The sequence below is a fragment of the Pseudomonas sp. SDO5271_S396 genome (genome assembly GCF_054071795.1).
Genome location: NZ_JBSVWB010000008.1, coordinates 15,756 through 31,030, shown reverse-complemented (window position 1 = coordinate 31,030; position 15,275 = coordinate 15,756). Strand labels below are relative to the sequence as shown.

Here is a 15,275-nt window from a genome sequence, read left to right as displayed (position 1 = left end):
AACTCGCTTATTTACCAATGCAGAAGCTGGAAAAGATGCGTCCCAACAAATCATCGGAGCTGAACGCGCCGGTGATTTCACCCAACAGCTGCTGGGCCTGACGTAAATCCTCAGCCAGCAGCTCCCCTGCGCCCGCCAGGGTCAGCTGCGCGCGGCCGTGCTCCAATGCCGCGCTTGCATGACGCAGTGCCTCAAGGTGCCTGCGACGTGCACTGAAGCTGCTTTCCGAGGTCTGCTCATAGCCCATGCAGTCCTTGAGGTGTTCGCGCAGCAACTCCAAGCCTTCTCCCGCCGCCTTGGCACTCAGGCTGATGGTGACATGGCCATCCGCGCTGGTTTCCATCGCGATGGTTTCACCCGTAAGGTCGGCTTTGTTGCGGATCAAGGTCACTTTGGCCGGGTCAGGTCGCTGCTCGAGGAATTCCGGCCACAGCGCAAAAGGATCCACAGCCTCGGGTGCGGTGGCATCCACGACCAACAGCACCCGATCAGCTTCACCGATGGCTTTGAGCGCACGTTCCACGCCGATTTTTTCCACCTGGTCGTCGGTATCACGCAAACCGGCCGTATCCACCACATGCAGCGGCATACCATCGATGTGGATATGTTCGCGCAGGATATCCCGGGTCGTACCGGCGATCTCGGTCACAATGGCGGCTTCGCGCCCGGCGAGTGCATTGAGCAGGCTGGATTTACCGGCGTTGGGTCGACCGGCTATCACCACAGTCATGCCATCCCGCAATAATGCCCCCTGGCCGGCTTCGCGCAGCACTGTGGATAACTCATTGCGTACGTTGTCGAGCATCGCCAGCACATGCCCGTCGGCAAGAAAGTCGATTTCTTCCTCCGGGAAGTCAATGGCCGCTTCGACATAGATGCGCAGGCTGATCAATTGCTCGGTCAAATGATGCACACGCTGGGAGAACGCCCCCTGCAGCGAACGCAATGCATTGCGCGCCGCCTGTGCTGAACTGGCCTCGATCAAGTCAGCGATGGCTTCGGCCTGGGCGAGGTCGAGCTTGTCATTCAAGAATGCCCGTTCGCTGAACTCTCCCGGGCGTGCCAGACGACAGCCCAATTGCAGGCACCGCTGCAGCAACATGTCCAGGACGACAGGACCGCCATGTCCCTGTAGTTCCAGGACATCTTCGCCGGTGAATGAATTCGGCCCAGGGAAATAGATCGCCAGCCCTTCATCCAGCACGCTGTTATCGGTATCCAGAAATGGCCCGTAGTGGGCGTAACGTGGCTTCAAAGTACGACCGCTGATGACCTCGGCAGCCTTACCGGCAAGCGGTCCGGAGATACGAACGATACCGACACCGCCGCGACCTTGAGCGGTAGCGACAGCAGCGATGGTTTCACGGGGAGCACTCATCAGCAGGTTCCAGAACAAAGGTGGCGGAAAGCAAAACGCCCCACGAAGGGGCGTTTTGAGTGGTTATCCACAGAGTAAATTACGCAGCGGCTTTTGCGGTAGCCGCTTCGATCTTACGTGTGATGTACCACTGTTGAGAGATCGACAAGACGTTGTTGACCACCCAGTACAGCACCAGACCTGCCGGGAACCACAGGAAGAAGAAGGTGAAGATGATTGGCATCATTTTCATCACCTTGGCTTGCATCGGATCCGGAGGCGTTGGGTTCAGGCGCTGCTGAATGAACATGGTCGCGCCCATGATGATCGGCAGGATAAAGAACGGGTCTTTGATCGACAGGTCAGTTATCCACAGCATGAACGGTGCCTGACGCATTTCCACGCTTTCCAGGAGTACCCAGTAGAGCGACAGGAAAACCGGCATCTGTACAAGAATCGGCAAGCATCCACCCAGCGGGTTGATCTTCTCTTTCTTGTACAACTCCATCATGGCCTGCGACATTTTCTGCCGGTCATCACCATGCTGTTCTTTCAGGGCGGCCAGTTTTGGCGCCACCGCACGCATACGTGCCATCGACTTGTAGCTTGCAGCCGACAGGGGGAAGAACAAGCCTTTGATCAGCATGGTCAGGAAGATGATCGACCAGCCCCAGTTACCGACGATGCTGTGGATATGTTGCAGCAGCCAGAAAATCGGCTGGGCAATGAACCACAGGAAGCCGTAATCAACGGTCAGTTCCAGGCCTGGGGACAACTCTTTGAGAACAGCCTGGCTTTTCGGACCGGCGTACAGGGTAGCGCTGGTTTCAGCCTTGGCACCCGGCGCTACAGTCAGCGATGGACCCGTGAAACCAATGATGTAGTTACCTTGGTTGTCCTTGCGGGTCTGCACCAGGTTCGCGTCACCTTTCGCGGGGATCCAGGCGGTCACGAAGTAGTGCTGCAGCCAGGCAACCCAGCCACCCTGTACCGTTTCTTTCAGCGAGCCCTTGTCGATATCTTTCATCGACACTTTTTTGTACGGCTCGCTACTTGTCCACAGGGCGGCGCCCAGGTAAGTCGCGGTACCGGTAGCAGTGCTGGAAGAAGGATCGGAGCTGTTATCACGCTTGAGCTGGGCAAACAGGTTGCCAGTCCAGGGTTTGTCGCTTTCGTTGTCGATCAGGTAAGTGACCTTCAAGTCGTACAAGCCACGGGTAAAGCTGAAGCGCTTGATGTAATTGACGCCGTCGAGGCTGAATTTCAGGTCGACATTCAACTGGTTCTGGCCATCAGCCAGTTGATAAACCTTCTGTTCGGTCGAGTAAACCGGACGACCGGTAGCACGCGCATCCGGACCATTGGTTCCGGTCAGGCCGCTTTGCGCCAGATAAGTACGTTCACCACCGTTATCGAACAGTTGGAACGGTACATCCGGATGGTCCTGGCGACGTGGATACAGCGGCAGTTTCAGTTGCGCGATATCACCACCTTGCGGGTCGATAGCCAAGTCGAGCACATCCGTTTTTACATGGATGAGGTCTTTATTGGTGACCACCGGGGTTTCTACAGGGGCGCTGGTATCGGCATTCGCGCTAGGCACATCGGCACTGGCAGAACCATTGGTGCCCAGCGGCGCGTCCGGAATGGCCGGCGCGGCCTGGTTGGTAGCAACATTCTGAGTCGGCAGGGCAGCCTGGCCGTAGTCCTGGTTCCACTTAAGGACCATGACGTAGGACACGATTGCCAGGGCGACGATCAGGATCGTGCGTTTAATATCCATGATTACTCGGCCATCGAAGAAGAACGGGAGGTAGGGATAGGCGGAACCGGGTCATAACCACCGGGATTCCACGGATGACAGCGACCTAAACGACGAAAGGTCAGCCAGCCACCGCGCAGAAGACCATGATTTTCTATGGCCTCTAACGCGTAGCAGGAACAACTGGGGTAGAAACGACAGTGATTGGCCATCAGAGGGCTAATGGCATAGCGGTAAAACTGGATCGGAACGAGGGCCAGTTTACGCATCAAGGCTGTCTACCCCTACAGTTTCGGGACTCACTGCTGGTGCTGGCTTGTGGGTACGCGCCAAACGTTTCCAGAGTTTGCCGAAATGCTGAATCAATTCGGGGTTTTCTACATCACCCAAGCCTTTGCGCGCGACGATAACAATATCCCAGCCGACCAGAGTGTCCTGGTGGAGGCGAAACGATTCGCGCATAAGACGCTTGAGGCGATTGCGCTCAACGGAGAGCTTTACGCTCTTCTTGCCGATCACCAACCCTAGACGGGGGTGATCCAGATCGTTGTTACGCGCAAGGAGCAGGAGATTTTTCCCCGGAACCTTGCCGGTGGGGGAGTCAAAGACTGCCTTGAAATGCCGGGGGGTTAGCAGACGCTTTTCCCGACTGAAGTCCTGACTCACCACCAGTGCCGGATTATCAAACTGCCAGACGCGCACGACCTTTGGCGCGACGACGCGACAGGACGGCACGGCCGTTCTTGGTAGCCATGCGAGCACGGAAGCCGTGGGTGCGGGCGCGTTTGATGGTGCTGGGTTGGAAAGTACGTTTCATGGCGTTGTTACCTGGTTCGTCGACAACGGGCCGGAATGGCCCCCGTTTTAAGAGACCGGCGATTCTAGAGAAAGCAAGCCTCTAGGTCAATTTCCAACCAGCTTTTCCTTTGAACGCTCTTCTATAGACGCCGGTACTTTTTCTGTTCGCCGTCTTTCCATGAATCCGGACGCAGATATAAAAATAAAGAAAAACCTTATTTAAAGCTTTTCTGTAAAGCTTATAAAAGCTATACAGCCATCAATCTGTGGATAAGTAGCTGAAGGCCTTGTTTCACATACTGTACAGAGAATGACAACCTCGGGGAGAAACGGTGTCTTGCCTGTGCTGCACTGTCGGATAACCTGTGTGTGGAAGGGCTGTTTATCCACAGCCAGGTTACCCACAGACTTTCGAGTCCACTTGTACAATGAGCTCATGCACGTTTATCCACAGAGCTTATGCACAGACCATCGGTCGCTTTTTTAGCGGTTAAAGCATTGATTTTGGGTGGTCTGTCAGCAACCTACATGTGGATAAGTGGCCGCTTGGCCGCTACAATGGCGGCTTGTTTTTGCCTCACCGGCTTTCAACTTAGGGGATATCCGTGTCAGTGGAACTTTGGCAGCAGTGCGTGGAGCTATTGCGCGATGAGCTGCCTGCCCAGCAATTCAACACCTGGATCCGTCCGCTACAGGTCGAAGCCGAAGGCGACGAGTTGCGTGTCTATGCGCCCAACCGTTTTGTTCTCGACTGGGTTAACGAAAAGTACCTGAGCCGCGTTCTCGAATTGCTTGATGAGCATGGCAACGGTCTCGCCCCGGTACTCTCCTTATTAATAGGCAGCAAACGCAGCTCGGCACCTCGTGCCGCACCCAACGCACCGTTGGCGGCCGCGGCGGCGTCCCAAGCCCAGGTTGCTGCAGCTCCGGTGGTTGCCGCGCCTGCGCCCACGCCACAGAACAGCACGCCCGAGAGTGAAGAGCCGTCCCGCGATAGCTTCGACCCAATGGCCGGGGCCAGCTCCCAGCAGGCCCCGGTACGCGCCGAACAGCGCACCGTGCAGGTTGAAGGTGCCCTCAAGCACACCAGCTACCTCAACCGCACCTTTACCTTTGAAAACTTCGTCGAAGGTAAATCCAACCAACTGGCTCGTGCGGCCGCCTGGCAGGTCGCCGACAACCCCAAGCACGGTTACAACCCACTCTTCCTGTATGGCGGCGTTGGCTTGGGTAAAACCCACTTGATGCACGCTGTGGGTAACCATCTCTTGAAGAAGAACCCGAATGCCAAGGTTGTGTACCTGCACTCGGAGCGCTTCGTGGCCGACATGGTCAAGGCACTGCAGCTCAACGCCATCAACGAATTCAAGCGGTTCTACCGCTCGGTTGATGCGCTGCTGATCGATGACATTCAGTTCTTCGCTCGCAAGGAGCGTTCCCAGGAAGAATTTTTCCACACCTTCAACGCTCTGCTCGAAGGCGGCCAGCAGGTCATCTTGACCAGTGACCGCTATCCGAAGGAAATCGAAGGCCTGGAAGAGCGCCTGAAGTCGCGTTTCGGCTGGGGTCTGACCGTCGCGGTGGAACCTCCGGAGCTGGAAACTCGCGTCGCGATCCTGATGAAAAAGGCCGACCAGGCAAAAGTCGAGCTGCCACACGATGCGGCGTTCTTTATTGCCCAGCGCATTCGCTCCAACGTGCGTGAGCTGGAAGGCGCACTCAAGCGGGTCATCGCGCACTCACACTTCATGGGCCGCGACATCACCATCGAGTTGATTCGCGAATCCTTGAAAGATTTGCTGGCACTGCAAGACAAGCTGGTGAGTGTGGATAACATCCAACGCACTGTTGCCGAATACTACAAGATCAAGATTTCCGACCTGCTGTCCAAGCGCCGTTCGCGCTCGGTGGCTCGTCCGCGTCAGGTGGCCATGGCGCTTTCCAAGGAACTCACCAACCATAGCCTGCCGGAGATCGGCGATGTCTTTGGTGGCCGTGACCACACCACGGTCTTGCACGCATGCCGCAAGATCAGCGAACTTAAGGAATCCGACGCGGATATTCGCGAGGACTACAAGAACCTGCTGCGTACTCTGACTACGTGATGACACCAGCGCAGCTTATTAAGGCAAGGGACTAGACCATGCATTTCACCATTCAACGCGAAGCCCTGTTGAAACCCCTGCAACTGGTCGCAGGCGTCGTCGAGCGCCGACAGACCTTGCCGGTGCTTTCCAACGTATTGCTGGTTGTCGAAGGCCAGCAGTTGTCCTTGACCGGTACCGACCTCGAAGTCGAACTGGTCGGTCGTGTGCAGTTGGAAGAGCCCGCCGAGCCTGGCGAGATCACCGTGCCCGCGCGCAAGCTGATGGACATCTGCAAGAGCTTGCCGAATGATGCACTGATCGACATCAAGGTTGACGAGCAGAAGCTGGTGGTCAAGGCGGGTCGTAGCCGTTTTACCCTCTCCACCTTGCCGGCCAATGACTTCCCTACCGTGGAAGAAGGTCCTGGCTCGCTGACCTGCAGCCTGGAGCAGAGCAAACTGCGTCGTTTGATCGAGCGCACCAGCTTTGCCATGGCGCAACAGGACGTCCGTTACTACCTCAACGGCATGCTGTTGGAAGTGTCCGCCGGTGTAATTCGCGCCGTGGCCACCGATGGGCACCGCTTGGCGATGTGTGCGATGCAGGCCGATATCGGTCAGCCTGATCGTCACCAGGTGATCGTTCCACGTAAGGGTATTTTGGAACTGGCGCGTTTGCTGACCGAGCCCGATGGCAACGTCAGCATCGTGTTGGGCCAGCACCATATCCGCGCGACCACCGGTGAATTCACGTTCACTTCCAAATTGGTCGACGGCAAATTCCCGGATTACGAGCGTGTTCTGCCAAAAGGTGGTGACAAGCTGGTGCTGGGCGATCGCCAAGCGTTGCGCGAAGCCTTCAGCCGCACCGCAATTTTGTCCAACGAAAAGTACCGTGGCATCCGTCTGCAACTGGCCAACGGTCAGTTGAAGATCCAGGCGAATAACCCGGAGCAGGAAGAAGCTGAGGAAGAAGTGGGTGTCGATTATAACGGCGGCTCGCTGGAGATCGGCTTTAACGTGAGCTATCTGTTGGACGTACTGGGTGTGATGACTACCGAGCAGGTTCGCCTGATTCTGTCCGACTCCAACAGCAGCGCCCTGGTGCAGGAATCCGACAACGATGATTCGGCGTACGTTGTCATGCCGATGCGCCTGTAATCATGCTCAGCAGAACCTAGATGTCCCTTAGTCGCGTCTCGGTCACCGCGGTGCGCAATCTGCACCCGGTGACCTTCTCCCCCTCCCCCCGCATCAATATCCTCCATGGCGCCAATGGCAGTGGCAAAACCAGCGTGCTGGAAGCCATTCATCTGCTGGGTCTTGCCCGCTCCTTCCGTAGTACTCGTCTTTTGCCGGTGATTCAGTACGAACAGCTGGCATGCACGGTATTTGGCCAGGTCGAGTTGGCCGAGGGAGGGCACAGTAATCTGGGGATATCCCGTGATCGCGGCGGGGAATTTCAAATTCGCATCGACGGGCAGAACGCCCGCAGTGCTGCGCAATTGGCCGAAATCCTGCCATTGCAACTGATCAACCCCGACAGTTTCCGGCTGTTGGAAGGTGCTCCAAAAATTCGCAGGCAATTCCTCGATTGGGGAGTGTTCCACGTGGAACCACGGTTCATGGCCACTTGGCAGCGGTTGCAGAAGGCCCTGCGGCAGCGGAACTCGTGGCTACGGCATGGTACACTTGACGCCGCTTCGCAAGCGGCTTGGGACCGGGAACTGTGCCTCGCCAGCGATGAGATAGATGAATACCGCCGCGCTTACATCAAAGCCTTGAAACCAGTCTTTGAGCAGACCTTGAGTGAGTTATTGGACCTCGAGGGGCTGACGCTGAGTTATTACCGTGGTTGGGACAAGGACCGGGAACTGAGTGCAGTACTCGCCGCTTCCTTGCAACGGGATCAGCAGATGGGTCATACCCAGGTCGGCCCCCAGCGAGCGGACTTGCGTCTAAGACTGGGTGCGCACAACGCCGCGGATATTTTGTCCCGAGGCCAACAGAAGTTGGTGGTGTGTGCGTTGCGTATCGCGCAGGGGCATCTGGTTAGCCAGGCCCGCCGCGGTCAATGTATTTATCTGGTGGATGACCTGCCGTCCGAGTTGGACGATCAACATCGCCGGGCGCTATGCCGCTTGTTGGAAGACTTACGCTGCCAGGTGTTCATTACCTGTGTAGACCACGAATTATTGAGGGAAGGCTGGCAGACGGAAACGCCAGTCGCTTTGTTCCACGTGGAACAGGGCCGTATCACCCAGACCCACGACCATCGGGAGTGAAGGCATGAGCGAAGAACAAACGTACGACTCAAACAGCATCAAGGTGCTGAAAGGTTTGGATGCCGTACGCAAACGTCCCGGTATGTACATCGGCGATACCGATGACGGCAGCGGTCTGCACCACATGGTGTTTGAGGTGGTCGATAACTCTATCGACGAAGCGCTGGCCGGTTACTGCGACGACATCAGCATCATCATCCACCCGGATGAATCCATCACCGTGCGCGACAACGGTCGCGGTATTCCGGTAGATGTGCATAAAGAAGAAGGCGTTTCGGCAGCAGAGGTCATCATGACCGTGCTCCACGCCGGCGGTAAGTTCGATGACAACTCCTATAAAGTATCCGGCGGTTTGCACGGCGTAGGTGTGTCGGTAGTGAACGCCCTGTCGGAAGAGCTGGTTCTGACCGTGCGTCGCAGCGGAAAGATCTGGGAGCAAACCTACGTTCATGGCGTGCCTCAGGCACCGATGGCGATCGTGGGTGACAGTGAAACCACCGGTACCCAGATCCACTTCAAGGCATCTGCCGAAACCTTCAAGAACATCCACTTCAGCTGGGACATCCTGGCCAAGCGGATTCGTGAACTCTCCTTCCTCAACTCCGGCGTCGGCATCTTCCTGAAAGATGAACGCAGCGGCAAGGAAGAGCTGTTCAAGTACGAAGGTGGCCTACGCGCGTTCGTTGAATACCTGAACACCAACAAGACCGCGGTCAACCAGGTGTTCCACTTCAACATCCAGCGTGAAGATGGCATCGGTGTGGAAATCGCCCTGCAGTGGAACGACAGCTTCAACGAGAACCTGTTGTGCTTCACCAACAACATTCCACAACGGGACGGCGGCACTCACTTGGTGGGCTTCCGTTCTGCATTGACCCGAAACCTGAACAACTACATCGAAGCTGAAGGTCTGGCCAAGAAGCACAAGGTCGCCACCACCGGTGACGATGCCCGTGAAGGCCTGACTGCCATTATTTCGGTGAAGGTGCCGGATCCGAAGTTCAGCTCCCAGACCAAAGACAAGCTGGTGTCTTCCGAAGTGAAGACTGCTGTCGAACAGGAAATGGGCAAGTATTTCTCCGACTTCCTGCTGGAGAACCCCAACGAAGCCAAGCTGGTGGTCGGCAAGATGATCGACGCCGCCCGTGCCCGTGAAGCGGCGCGTAAAGCGCGTGAGATGACCCGCCGCAAGGGCGCACTGGATATCGCAGGCCTGCCGGGCAAACTGGCGGACTGCCAGGAGAAGGACCCTGCCCTCTCCGAACTGTACCTGGTGGAAGGTGACTCTGCTGGCGGTTCCGCCAAGCAGGGTCGTAACCGTCGCACCCAAGCCATCCTGCCGTTGAAGGGCAAGATCCTCAACGTTGAAAAGGCACGCTTCGACAAGATGATTTCCTCTCAGGAAGTCGGCACCTTGATCACGGCGCTGGGCTGCGGTATCGGCCGCGAAGAGTACAACATCGACAAGTTGCGTTATCACAACATCATCATCATGACCGATGCTGACGTCGACGGTTCGCACATTCGTACGCTGCTGCTGACCTTCTTCTTCCGTCAGTTGCCCGAGCTGATCGAGCGTGGCTACATCTATATCGCCCAGCCGCCGTTGTACAAAGTTAAAAAGGGCAAGCAAGAGCAATACATCAAAGACGACGACGCCATGGAAGAGTACATGACGCAGTCGGCCCTGGAAGACGCCAGCCTGCACCTGAACGACGAAGCGCCGGGCATTTCCGGCGAAGCGTTGGAGCGTCTGGTGAACGACTTCCGCATGGTCATGAAGACCCTCAAGCGTCTGTCGCGCCTGTACCCTCAGGAGCTGACCGAGCACTTCATCTACCTGCCGGCTGTCAGCCTGGAACAACTGAGCGATCACGCCGCAATGCAGGATTGGTTGGCCCAGTACGATGCACGCCTGCGCACTGTTGAAAAGTCTGGTCTGGTTTACAAAGCCAGCCTGCGTGAAGACCGTGAACGTAACGTGTGGCTGCCAGAGGTCGAACTGATCTCCCACGGCCTGTCGAACTACGTCACCTTCAACCGCGACTTCTTCGGCAGCAATGACTACAAAACTGTCGTCACCCTGGGCGCTCAACTGAGCACCCTGCTTGGTGAAGGTGCTTACATCCAGCGTGGCGAACGCAAGAAGCAGGTCAAGGAGTTCAAGGAAGCCCTCGACTGGCTGATGGCCGAAAGTACCAAGCGCCACACCATCCAGCGATACAAAGGTTTGGGTGAAATGAACCCTGACCAGCTGTGGGAAACCACCATGGATCCAGACCAGCGTCGCATGCTGCGTGTGACCATCGAAGACGCCATTGGCGCAGACCAGATCTTCAACACCCTGATGGGTGATGCGGTCGAGCCTCGCCGTGACTTCATCGAAAGCAATGCCCTGGCGGTGTCCAACCTGGACTTCTGATCCCGGAACCCGCCGCACAAAAAGGCCAACGTTAACGTTGGCCTTTTTTATGGGTGTACTGCTCGAATTTCTAAATGCTCCACGTGGAACATCATCGATTTCAGTTGGAAGAGGGCACTGCCACACTCTCCAACCGATACCCATATCCATAGATCGTCAGCAACTGCCAACCCCGATCCGCCGTCAGCCCAAGCTTGTTGCGCAGTCGATAGATATGCGTATCCAGCGGGCGTGATGACACCATTTCTTCGTGGGTCCAGAACCGCTCATACAGATACTCACGCGACAACGGGCGCGCCAGATTGGCAAACAAACAACTGGCCAAGCGGTATTCGCGCTCTGTCAGGTTGATGGGTTTGCCTGCGCGGGTTACGGTCAGTTCGGCATCATCAAAGGTCAGGTCATTAAAACTCTGCACGTCGTGGGTGGCCGATTTCTGCAGGCCGTGACGTCGTAGCACGGCAGCTACCCGTGCTTTGAGTTCGTTGGGACGAAAGGGTTTGCTGACGTAATCATCGGCGCCGCTGTTCAGTGCGGTGACGATGTCGCTCTCGGCATCCCGACTCGTGAGCATGATGACCGCAGGCGGAACCTCCATGTGTTCGCGAGTCCAGCGCAGCAGGGCGATGCCGGTAATGTCGGGCAGTTGCCAATCAAGGATCAACAGGTCGAAGGTTTCGCGGCGCAATTGACGCAGCAGGTCTTCACCGCGCTCAAAGCAATGCAGGGTCCAGGGCTGCTCTGCGGTGCTGGGGATTTGTCGCAGTGTCTGTTCCACCCGTCGCAGTTCAGCGGGTTCGTCATCCAGTATTGCGACACGCATGAGTGGGTCCTTCTACTTGAAGAGTACGACAGCCATCAGTCATCGATTCTGAAGAATTGTGCGCAGAATCAGTGACTCCCTGGTTCTCTCGGTACGCTGATGCTCAAGGGCAATGGCCCGTTGAAAGTCCTCGATACCTGTGTGGGAAACTATGTGGGAAAGATACCGGCTCCCGCGCGTAAGGAAAAGGATCAGTCGACGCATGCTGACGTAAATGCATGCGCGGTGATGTCAGAAGCCCTCTGGAATCCACTGCCTTGATGAACCCCATGACATCTCCTCCGCATCGCTCCCTGGTCGCAATAAACTCGGACTCGGCGGCCTTTATGAACATCAAACAGGAAAACTTTTCCAGCGAGCCCAAAATGAGCTTCACTGGGCTGAAGGCGTCGTTCTATCACGTGCGGCTGTCTGCATGCGACGAGCAGGGTCTGGAGGAAAAAAACGGGGTCTATGACATTTTCTACTACCCGCCTGCAACCCAGGCGCAGGCGAGCGGTGGTTGACCGATGACGCTCTGGCGCAAGACCGAGAAACGCCAACCCACCCACGCCCAGCGCCTGTTCCATGGCCTCGTGCGCGAATGGCTGTGGATCGGTTTGCTGTTGCTGCCCATTACCGCTTACATGTCCCTGAGCCCGGGCCTGGCCCTGAACAACCCGCTGTACGACAGCCTTCGCCGCCTCACTCCCCTTCCGGTCGACCCGCGCATCCTGCTGGTGACCATCGACGATCCCAGCCTCAAGAAGCTCGGGCAATGGCCGTGGCCGCGCAGCTTGCACGCCGACCTCATCGACCGTCTTAGCGCTGCCCAACCGGCTGGCATCCTGTTCGATGTGATCTTCAGCGAGCCCGGTGATCCGGCCAATGACAAACGCCTGGCCGACTCGGTCTGCAATGCCGGCAACGTGCTGTTACCTCTGTTGCGTGAAGGCTCTGCAAGCTACAGCCAACCCGGTGCGCAAATGGCGGCGCTGCTCAAATGTGCCAAAGGTATGGGGCATATCAACGTTGAAGCAGACAGCGACGGCGTCGTACGCAGCCTCTACATGCGCGAAGGGCCTGCCGACGCTCCGGCTCCCCAGCTGGCCTGGCTGGCCTATGAGATGACAGATCAGCCATCGCCAATGCCGGGAGAGCCCCTGGAGTCGTCAGGCGCGCAATGGCATCGAGAGCACGCTATTCGCATTCCCTTTATCGCCGCCCACACGCATTTTCCCAGTGTGTCGTACGTCAGCGTATTACGCGGTGAGGTACCTCCCTCAGCCTTGCGCGACCGCTTGATTCTGGTGGGGGCTACGGCATCCGGCATGGGTGACCGTTCCGTCACGCCACTCTCCTCCTTTGCGGGTACGACGGCGGGGGTCGAGATCCTGGCCAACGTGCTCAACGGCCTGCTGCAAGGTCGCACGATTGTCGACCTGCCCGGCTGGCTGGCCGCATTAATGGCAACGTCCCTGGTGGCCTTGCTGCTCGGTTTACTGCTGTACCGTCCGCGTTACGCGTTGTGGATGACCTTGAGCTGCATGGTGGCCGCGCTATTGGGCTCATGGGCGTTGTTACGGCTGGGTCACTGGTGGTCGCCGGCAGCCTGCCTGATCGGTTTGTTGCTCAGTTACCTGATCTGGAACTGGCGCCGCCTGAGCGTGATTCTGTCCTACTTCGGCTGGGAGCTGGCCCGCCTGGATAACGAACCCAAAGTGCTCCCGGAACGCCGCCGTGCGCCTGCCAGCAAGGGCGATATTCTGCAGGGACGCATCTTCGCCCTGGAGCAGGCCGTCAGCCGCACCCGTGACACCCGACGCTTCATGGCCGATGGTCTGGAATGTCTGCCGGTGGCGACCTTGATCACTGACCCTCAGGGCAATGTCCTGCTGGCCAACCGCATTGCCCGCGAGGTATTTGGCAATGAGCTGGTAGCGCAAAACCTGCTGGAGCAACTCGCTGACCTGGGTTACCCGCCGCTGCACAACGGCGTGCGCCCTACTCTCTCGGCGCTGGAGCTGGTTGAGTTCCGTGACATCCACCAACGCAGCCTGCGCATGGAGCTCGCTCCCCTGCTGCCGGCCGAAGGCGATGTCGCGCTCGGCTGGCTGCTAAGCCTCACCGACCTGAGCAAGGAGCGTGATGCCCAGCAGCACCGTGAAACCATGCTGCGCTTCCTGTCCCACGACCTGCGTGCACCCCATTCAGCGATTCTGGCGCTGCTGGACGTGCACAGCGGCGAATCACCGGTGTTTGCCCAGATCGAGCAACAGGTACGGCGTGCCTTGAGCCTGACCGAATCCTTCGTGCAACTGGCCAAGGCCGAGGCCGACGGTTATCGCTTCCAGCCCACGCTGTTCGCCATGCTGGTGATGGATGCGTTCGACCAGGTCGCGGTGCTGGCCCAACTCAAGGGTATCCATCTGGTGCATGACCTGGATGAGGCCGATGAAGCCATGGTCTCGGCAGATCAATCGCTGCTGACGCGGGCGTTGTTCAACGTGCTGGAGAATGCGATCAAGTATTCAGCGTCCGGTACCACCGTGCGCTTGCGACACGCGAGCGTACAAGGATGGCTGGAGTGCCATATCAGCGATCAGGGCCCTGGCATCGCCGCGCAAGACTTGCCGGAGCTGTTCAGCCAGTATCGGCGCTTTGACTCCGCTCAGGGCAGTGAAGGATTGGGATTGGGGCTGACCATGGTCAAGGCGGTGGTCGAACGCCATGCGGGGCGTATCAGTTGCAAGAGTGTCGTGGGCAAAGGCACGACATTTACGCTCGAATTGCCTCTGTTGGATGACTGAAAAAGTCGACGTTTGCACAGTGCACAAAAAACCGGTCACAAAGACCGGTTTTTTTATGCGGAAAAAACTTATGCACCTTTTCCGGAAATTTATGAACTTGGGAAATATGTAAGTAAATCAGCTTCTTATGGATCAAAAACGGCAATTCGCCAACAAACCGTACACAGGTTATCCACAGATGCTCAAACCACCGGTGTGTCCACCACCACGGGTTGTGGTGGCAACGAACCCATAGCCCGTTGTTGCGCTTCGTTCCAGGCCGCAGCCCGGTCATTGAGCGCAGCAATGGCGCGCGGCCCATCACCGTCGGCGTACATGGGCTCACCAATCACCACCGTGATAACACCTTCACGTTTGGCCCAACCTGTCTTTGGCCAGAACTTGCCGGCGTTATGGGCAATCGGCAACACAGGCAAGTGGGCATTGACCGCCAAGGCCGTGCCGCCGCGTGAGAATTTGCCGATGCTGCCGTAAGGCACGCGTGTTCCTTCCGGGAAGATCAGCACCCAGACATTGTCCTTGAGCAGCTCGTCGCCTTTCTTGGCCACATGCTTGAGGGCTGCCTTGGGGTTGTCGCGGTCGATGGCGATCGGACGCAGCATGGCCATCGCCCAGCCGAAGAACGGCACGTACAGCAGCTCGCGCTTTAGCACCTGGCTCAAGGGCGAGAAGTACGCCGACAGAAAGAACGTTTCCCAGGTGCTCTGGTGGTTCGACAGAATCACGCAGGGTTGTTCAGGCACGTTTTCTGCGCCCTTGACCTCGAAACGAATGTTGAGGAATACCTTGGTCAGCCACAACGCGCAGCGGCACCAATAGACGTTGATAAAACGATATCGCGCCTTGAACGGCAGGAACGGCGCAATAAAAAAGCTCAGGGTGCACCAGAGAAACGAACTGGTGCCCAGCAGCAGGTAAAAGAAAAAGGTTCTGATGGCCTGCAAGATCGACAT

Annotated in this window: 12 protein-coding genes and 1 pseudogene; 6 read left to right on the top strand and 7 right to left on the bottom strand. The window is 57.3% G+C overall.

Annotation, left to right across the window (positions count from 1 at the left end; all coding sequences use genetic code 11):
* Positions 1–7 precede the first annotated feature (7 nt).
* From mnmE to rpmH, 5 genes are all read right to left on the bottom strand, one after another.
* On the bottom strand, positions 8–1,378 hold the full coding sequence (mnmE, locus tag ACW9IN_RS08620; RefSeq protein WP_457365478.1) for a tRNA uridine-5-carboxymethylaminomethyl(34) synthesis GTPase MnmE: 1,371 nt from the start codon (positions 1,376–1,378) through the stop codon (positions 8–10).
* A 79-nt stretch (positions 1,379–1,457) separates the two neighbouring features.
* A complete protein-coding gene (gene yidC / locus ACW9IN_RS08615) occupies positions 1,458–3,140 on the bottom strand; it encodes a membrane protein insertase YidC (protein ID WP_457365477.1) in 1,683 nt (560 codons plus the stop codon).
* Between the two features lie 2 nt (positions 3,141–3,142).
* Positions 3,143–3,388 carry a membrane protein insertion efficiency factor YidD gene (yidD, locus tag ACW9IN_RS08610; protein WP_003213574.1) on the bottom strand — a complete coding sequence of 82 codons (246 nt, stop codon included), beginning with the start codon at positions 3,386–3,388 and terminating at the stop codon, positions 3,143–3,145.
* Positions 3,381–3,788, bottom strand: coding sequence for a ribonuclease P protein component (gene rnpA, locus ACW9IN_RS08605; RefSeq protein WP_457365574.1), 408 nt, complete (start codon positions 3,786–3,788; stop codon positions 3,381–3,383). Before rnpA ends, yidD begins: the two co-directional genes overlap by 8 nt.
* A gap of 13 nt (positions 3,789–3,801) precedes the next feature.
* Positions 3,802–3,936 carry a 50S ribosomal protein L34 gene (gene rpmH, locus ACW9IN_RS08600; RefSeq protein WP_003213577.1) on the bottom strand — a complete coding sequence of 45 codons (135 nt, stop codon included), beginning with the start codon at positions 3,934–3,936 and terminating at the stop codon, positions 3,802–3,804.
* Positions 3,937–4,522: 586 nt separating this feature from the next.
* On the opposite strand from rpmH, the gene dnaA reads away from it, so the two are divergent.
* Genes dnaA through gyrB form a run of 4 tightly spaced genes read left to right on the top strand, consistent with a single transcriptional unit; the run spans position 4,523 to position 10,710 of the window.
* The gene (gene dnaA / locus ACW9IN_RS08595) at positions 4,523–6,022 is read left to right on the top strand and encodes a chromosomal replication initiator protein DnaA (protein ID WP_457365476.1); all 1,500 of its coding nucleotides are present in this window, start codon (positions 4,523–4,525) and stop codon (positions 6,020–6,022) included.
* 38 nt (positions 6,023–6,060) lie between these two features.
* Positions 6,061–7,164: a DNA polymerase III subunit beta gene (gene dnaN, locus ACW9IN_RS08590; protein WP_457365475.1), complete on the top strand. Its 1,104-nt coding sequence runs from the start codon at positions 6,061–6,063 to the stop codon at positions 7,162–7,164.
* Positions 7,165–7,184: 20 nt separating this feature from the next.
* Complete coding sequence (gene recF, locus ACW9IN_RS08585; protein WP_457365474.1) at positions 7,185–8,288, top strand: DNA replication/repair protein RecF; 1,104 nt, start codon at positions 7,185–7,187, stop codon at positions 8,286–8,288.
* 4 nt (positions 8,289–8,292) lie between these two features.
* Positions 8,293–10,710, top strand: a complete 2,418-nt coding sequence (gene gyrB / locus ACW9IN_RS08580) for a DNA topoisomerase (ATP-hydrolyzing) subunit B (protein ID WP_457365473.1) — start codon at positions 8,293–8,295, stop codon at positions 10,708–10,710.
* Positions 10,711–10,810: 100 nt separating this feature from the next.
* Here the strand turns inward: gyrB and ACW9IN_RS08575 are convergent, their stop codons facing one another.
* On the bottom strand, positions 10,811–11,533 hold the full coding sequence (locus ACW9IN_RS08575; RefSeq protein ID WP_457365472.1) for a response regulator transcription factor: 723 nt from the start codon (positions 11,531–11,533) through the stop codon (positions 10,811–10,813).
* A gap of 317 nt (positions 11,534–11,850) precedes the next feature.
* Here ACW9IN_RS08575 and ACW9IN_RS08570 point away from each other — a divergent pair.
* A pseudogene (locus tag ACW9IN_RS08570) lies at positions 11,851–12,039 on the top strand (hypothetical protein); the annotation flags it as partial.
* 3 nt (positions 12,040–12,042) lie between these two features.
* On the top strand, positions 12,043–14,322 hold the full coding sequence (locus ACW9IN_RS08565) for a CHASE2 domain-containing protein (RefSeq protein WP_457365471.1): 2,280 nt from the start codon (positions 12,043–12,045) through the stop codon (positions 14,320–14,322).
* A gap of 182 nt (positions 14,323–14,504) precedes the next feature.
* Here the strand turns inward: ACW9IN_RS08565 and ACW9IN_RS08560 are convergent, their stop codons facing one another.
* Positions 14,505–15,275, bottom strand: coding sequence for a lysophospholipid acyltransferase family protein (locus tag ACW9IN_RS08560; RefSeq protein ID WP_457365470.1), 771 nt, complete (start codon positions 15,273–15,275; stop codon positions 14,505–14,507).

Coding starts and splice junctions, on each gene's coding strand:
- mnmE (WP_457365478.1), bottom strand. CDS start 1,378: ATGAGTGCTCCCCGTGAAACCATCGCTGCTGTCGCTACCGCTCAAGGT.
- yidC (WP_457365477.1), bottom strand. CDS start 3,140: ATGGATATTAAACGCACGATCCTGATCGTCGCCCTGGCAATCGTGTCC.
- yidD (WP_003213574.1), bottom strand. CDS start 3,388: ATGCGTAAACTGGCCCTCGTTCCGATCCAGTTTTACCGCTATGCCATT.
- rpmH (WP_003213577.1), bottom strand. CDS start 3,936: ATGAAACGTACTTTCCAACCCAGCACCATCAAACGCGCCCGCACCCAC.
- dnaN (WP_457365475.1), top strand. CDS start 6,061: ATGCATTTCACCATTCAACGCGAAGCCCTGTTGAAACCCCTGCAACTG.
- recF (WP_457365474.1), top strand. CDS start 7,185: ATGTCCCTTAGTCGCGTCTCGGTCACCGCGGTGCGCAATCTGCACCCG.
- gyrB (WP_457365473.1), top strand. CDS start 8,293: ATGAGCGAAGAACAAACGTACGACTCAAACAGCATCAAGGTGCTGAAA.
- ACW9IN_RS08575 (WP_457365472.1), bottom strand. CDS start 11,533: ATGCGTGTCGCAATACTGGATGACGAACCCGCTGAACTGCGACGGGTG.
- ACW9IN_RS08565 (WP_457365471.1), top strand. CDS start 12,043: ATGACGCTCTGGCGCAAGACCGAGAAACGCCAACCCACCCACGCCCAG.
- ACW9IN_RS08560 (WP_457365470.1), bottom strand. CDS start 15,275: ATGTCGATCTTGCAGGCCATCAGAACCTTTTTCTTTTACCTGCTGCTG.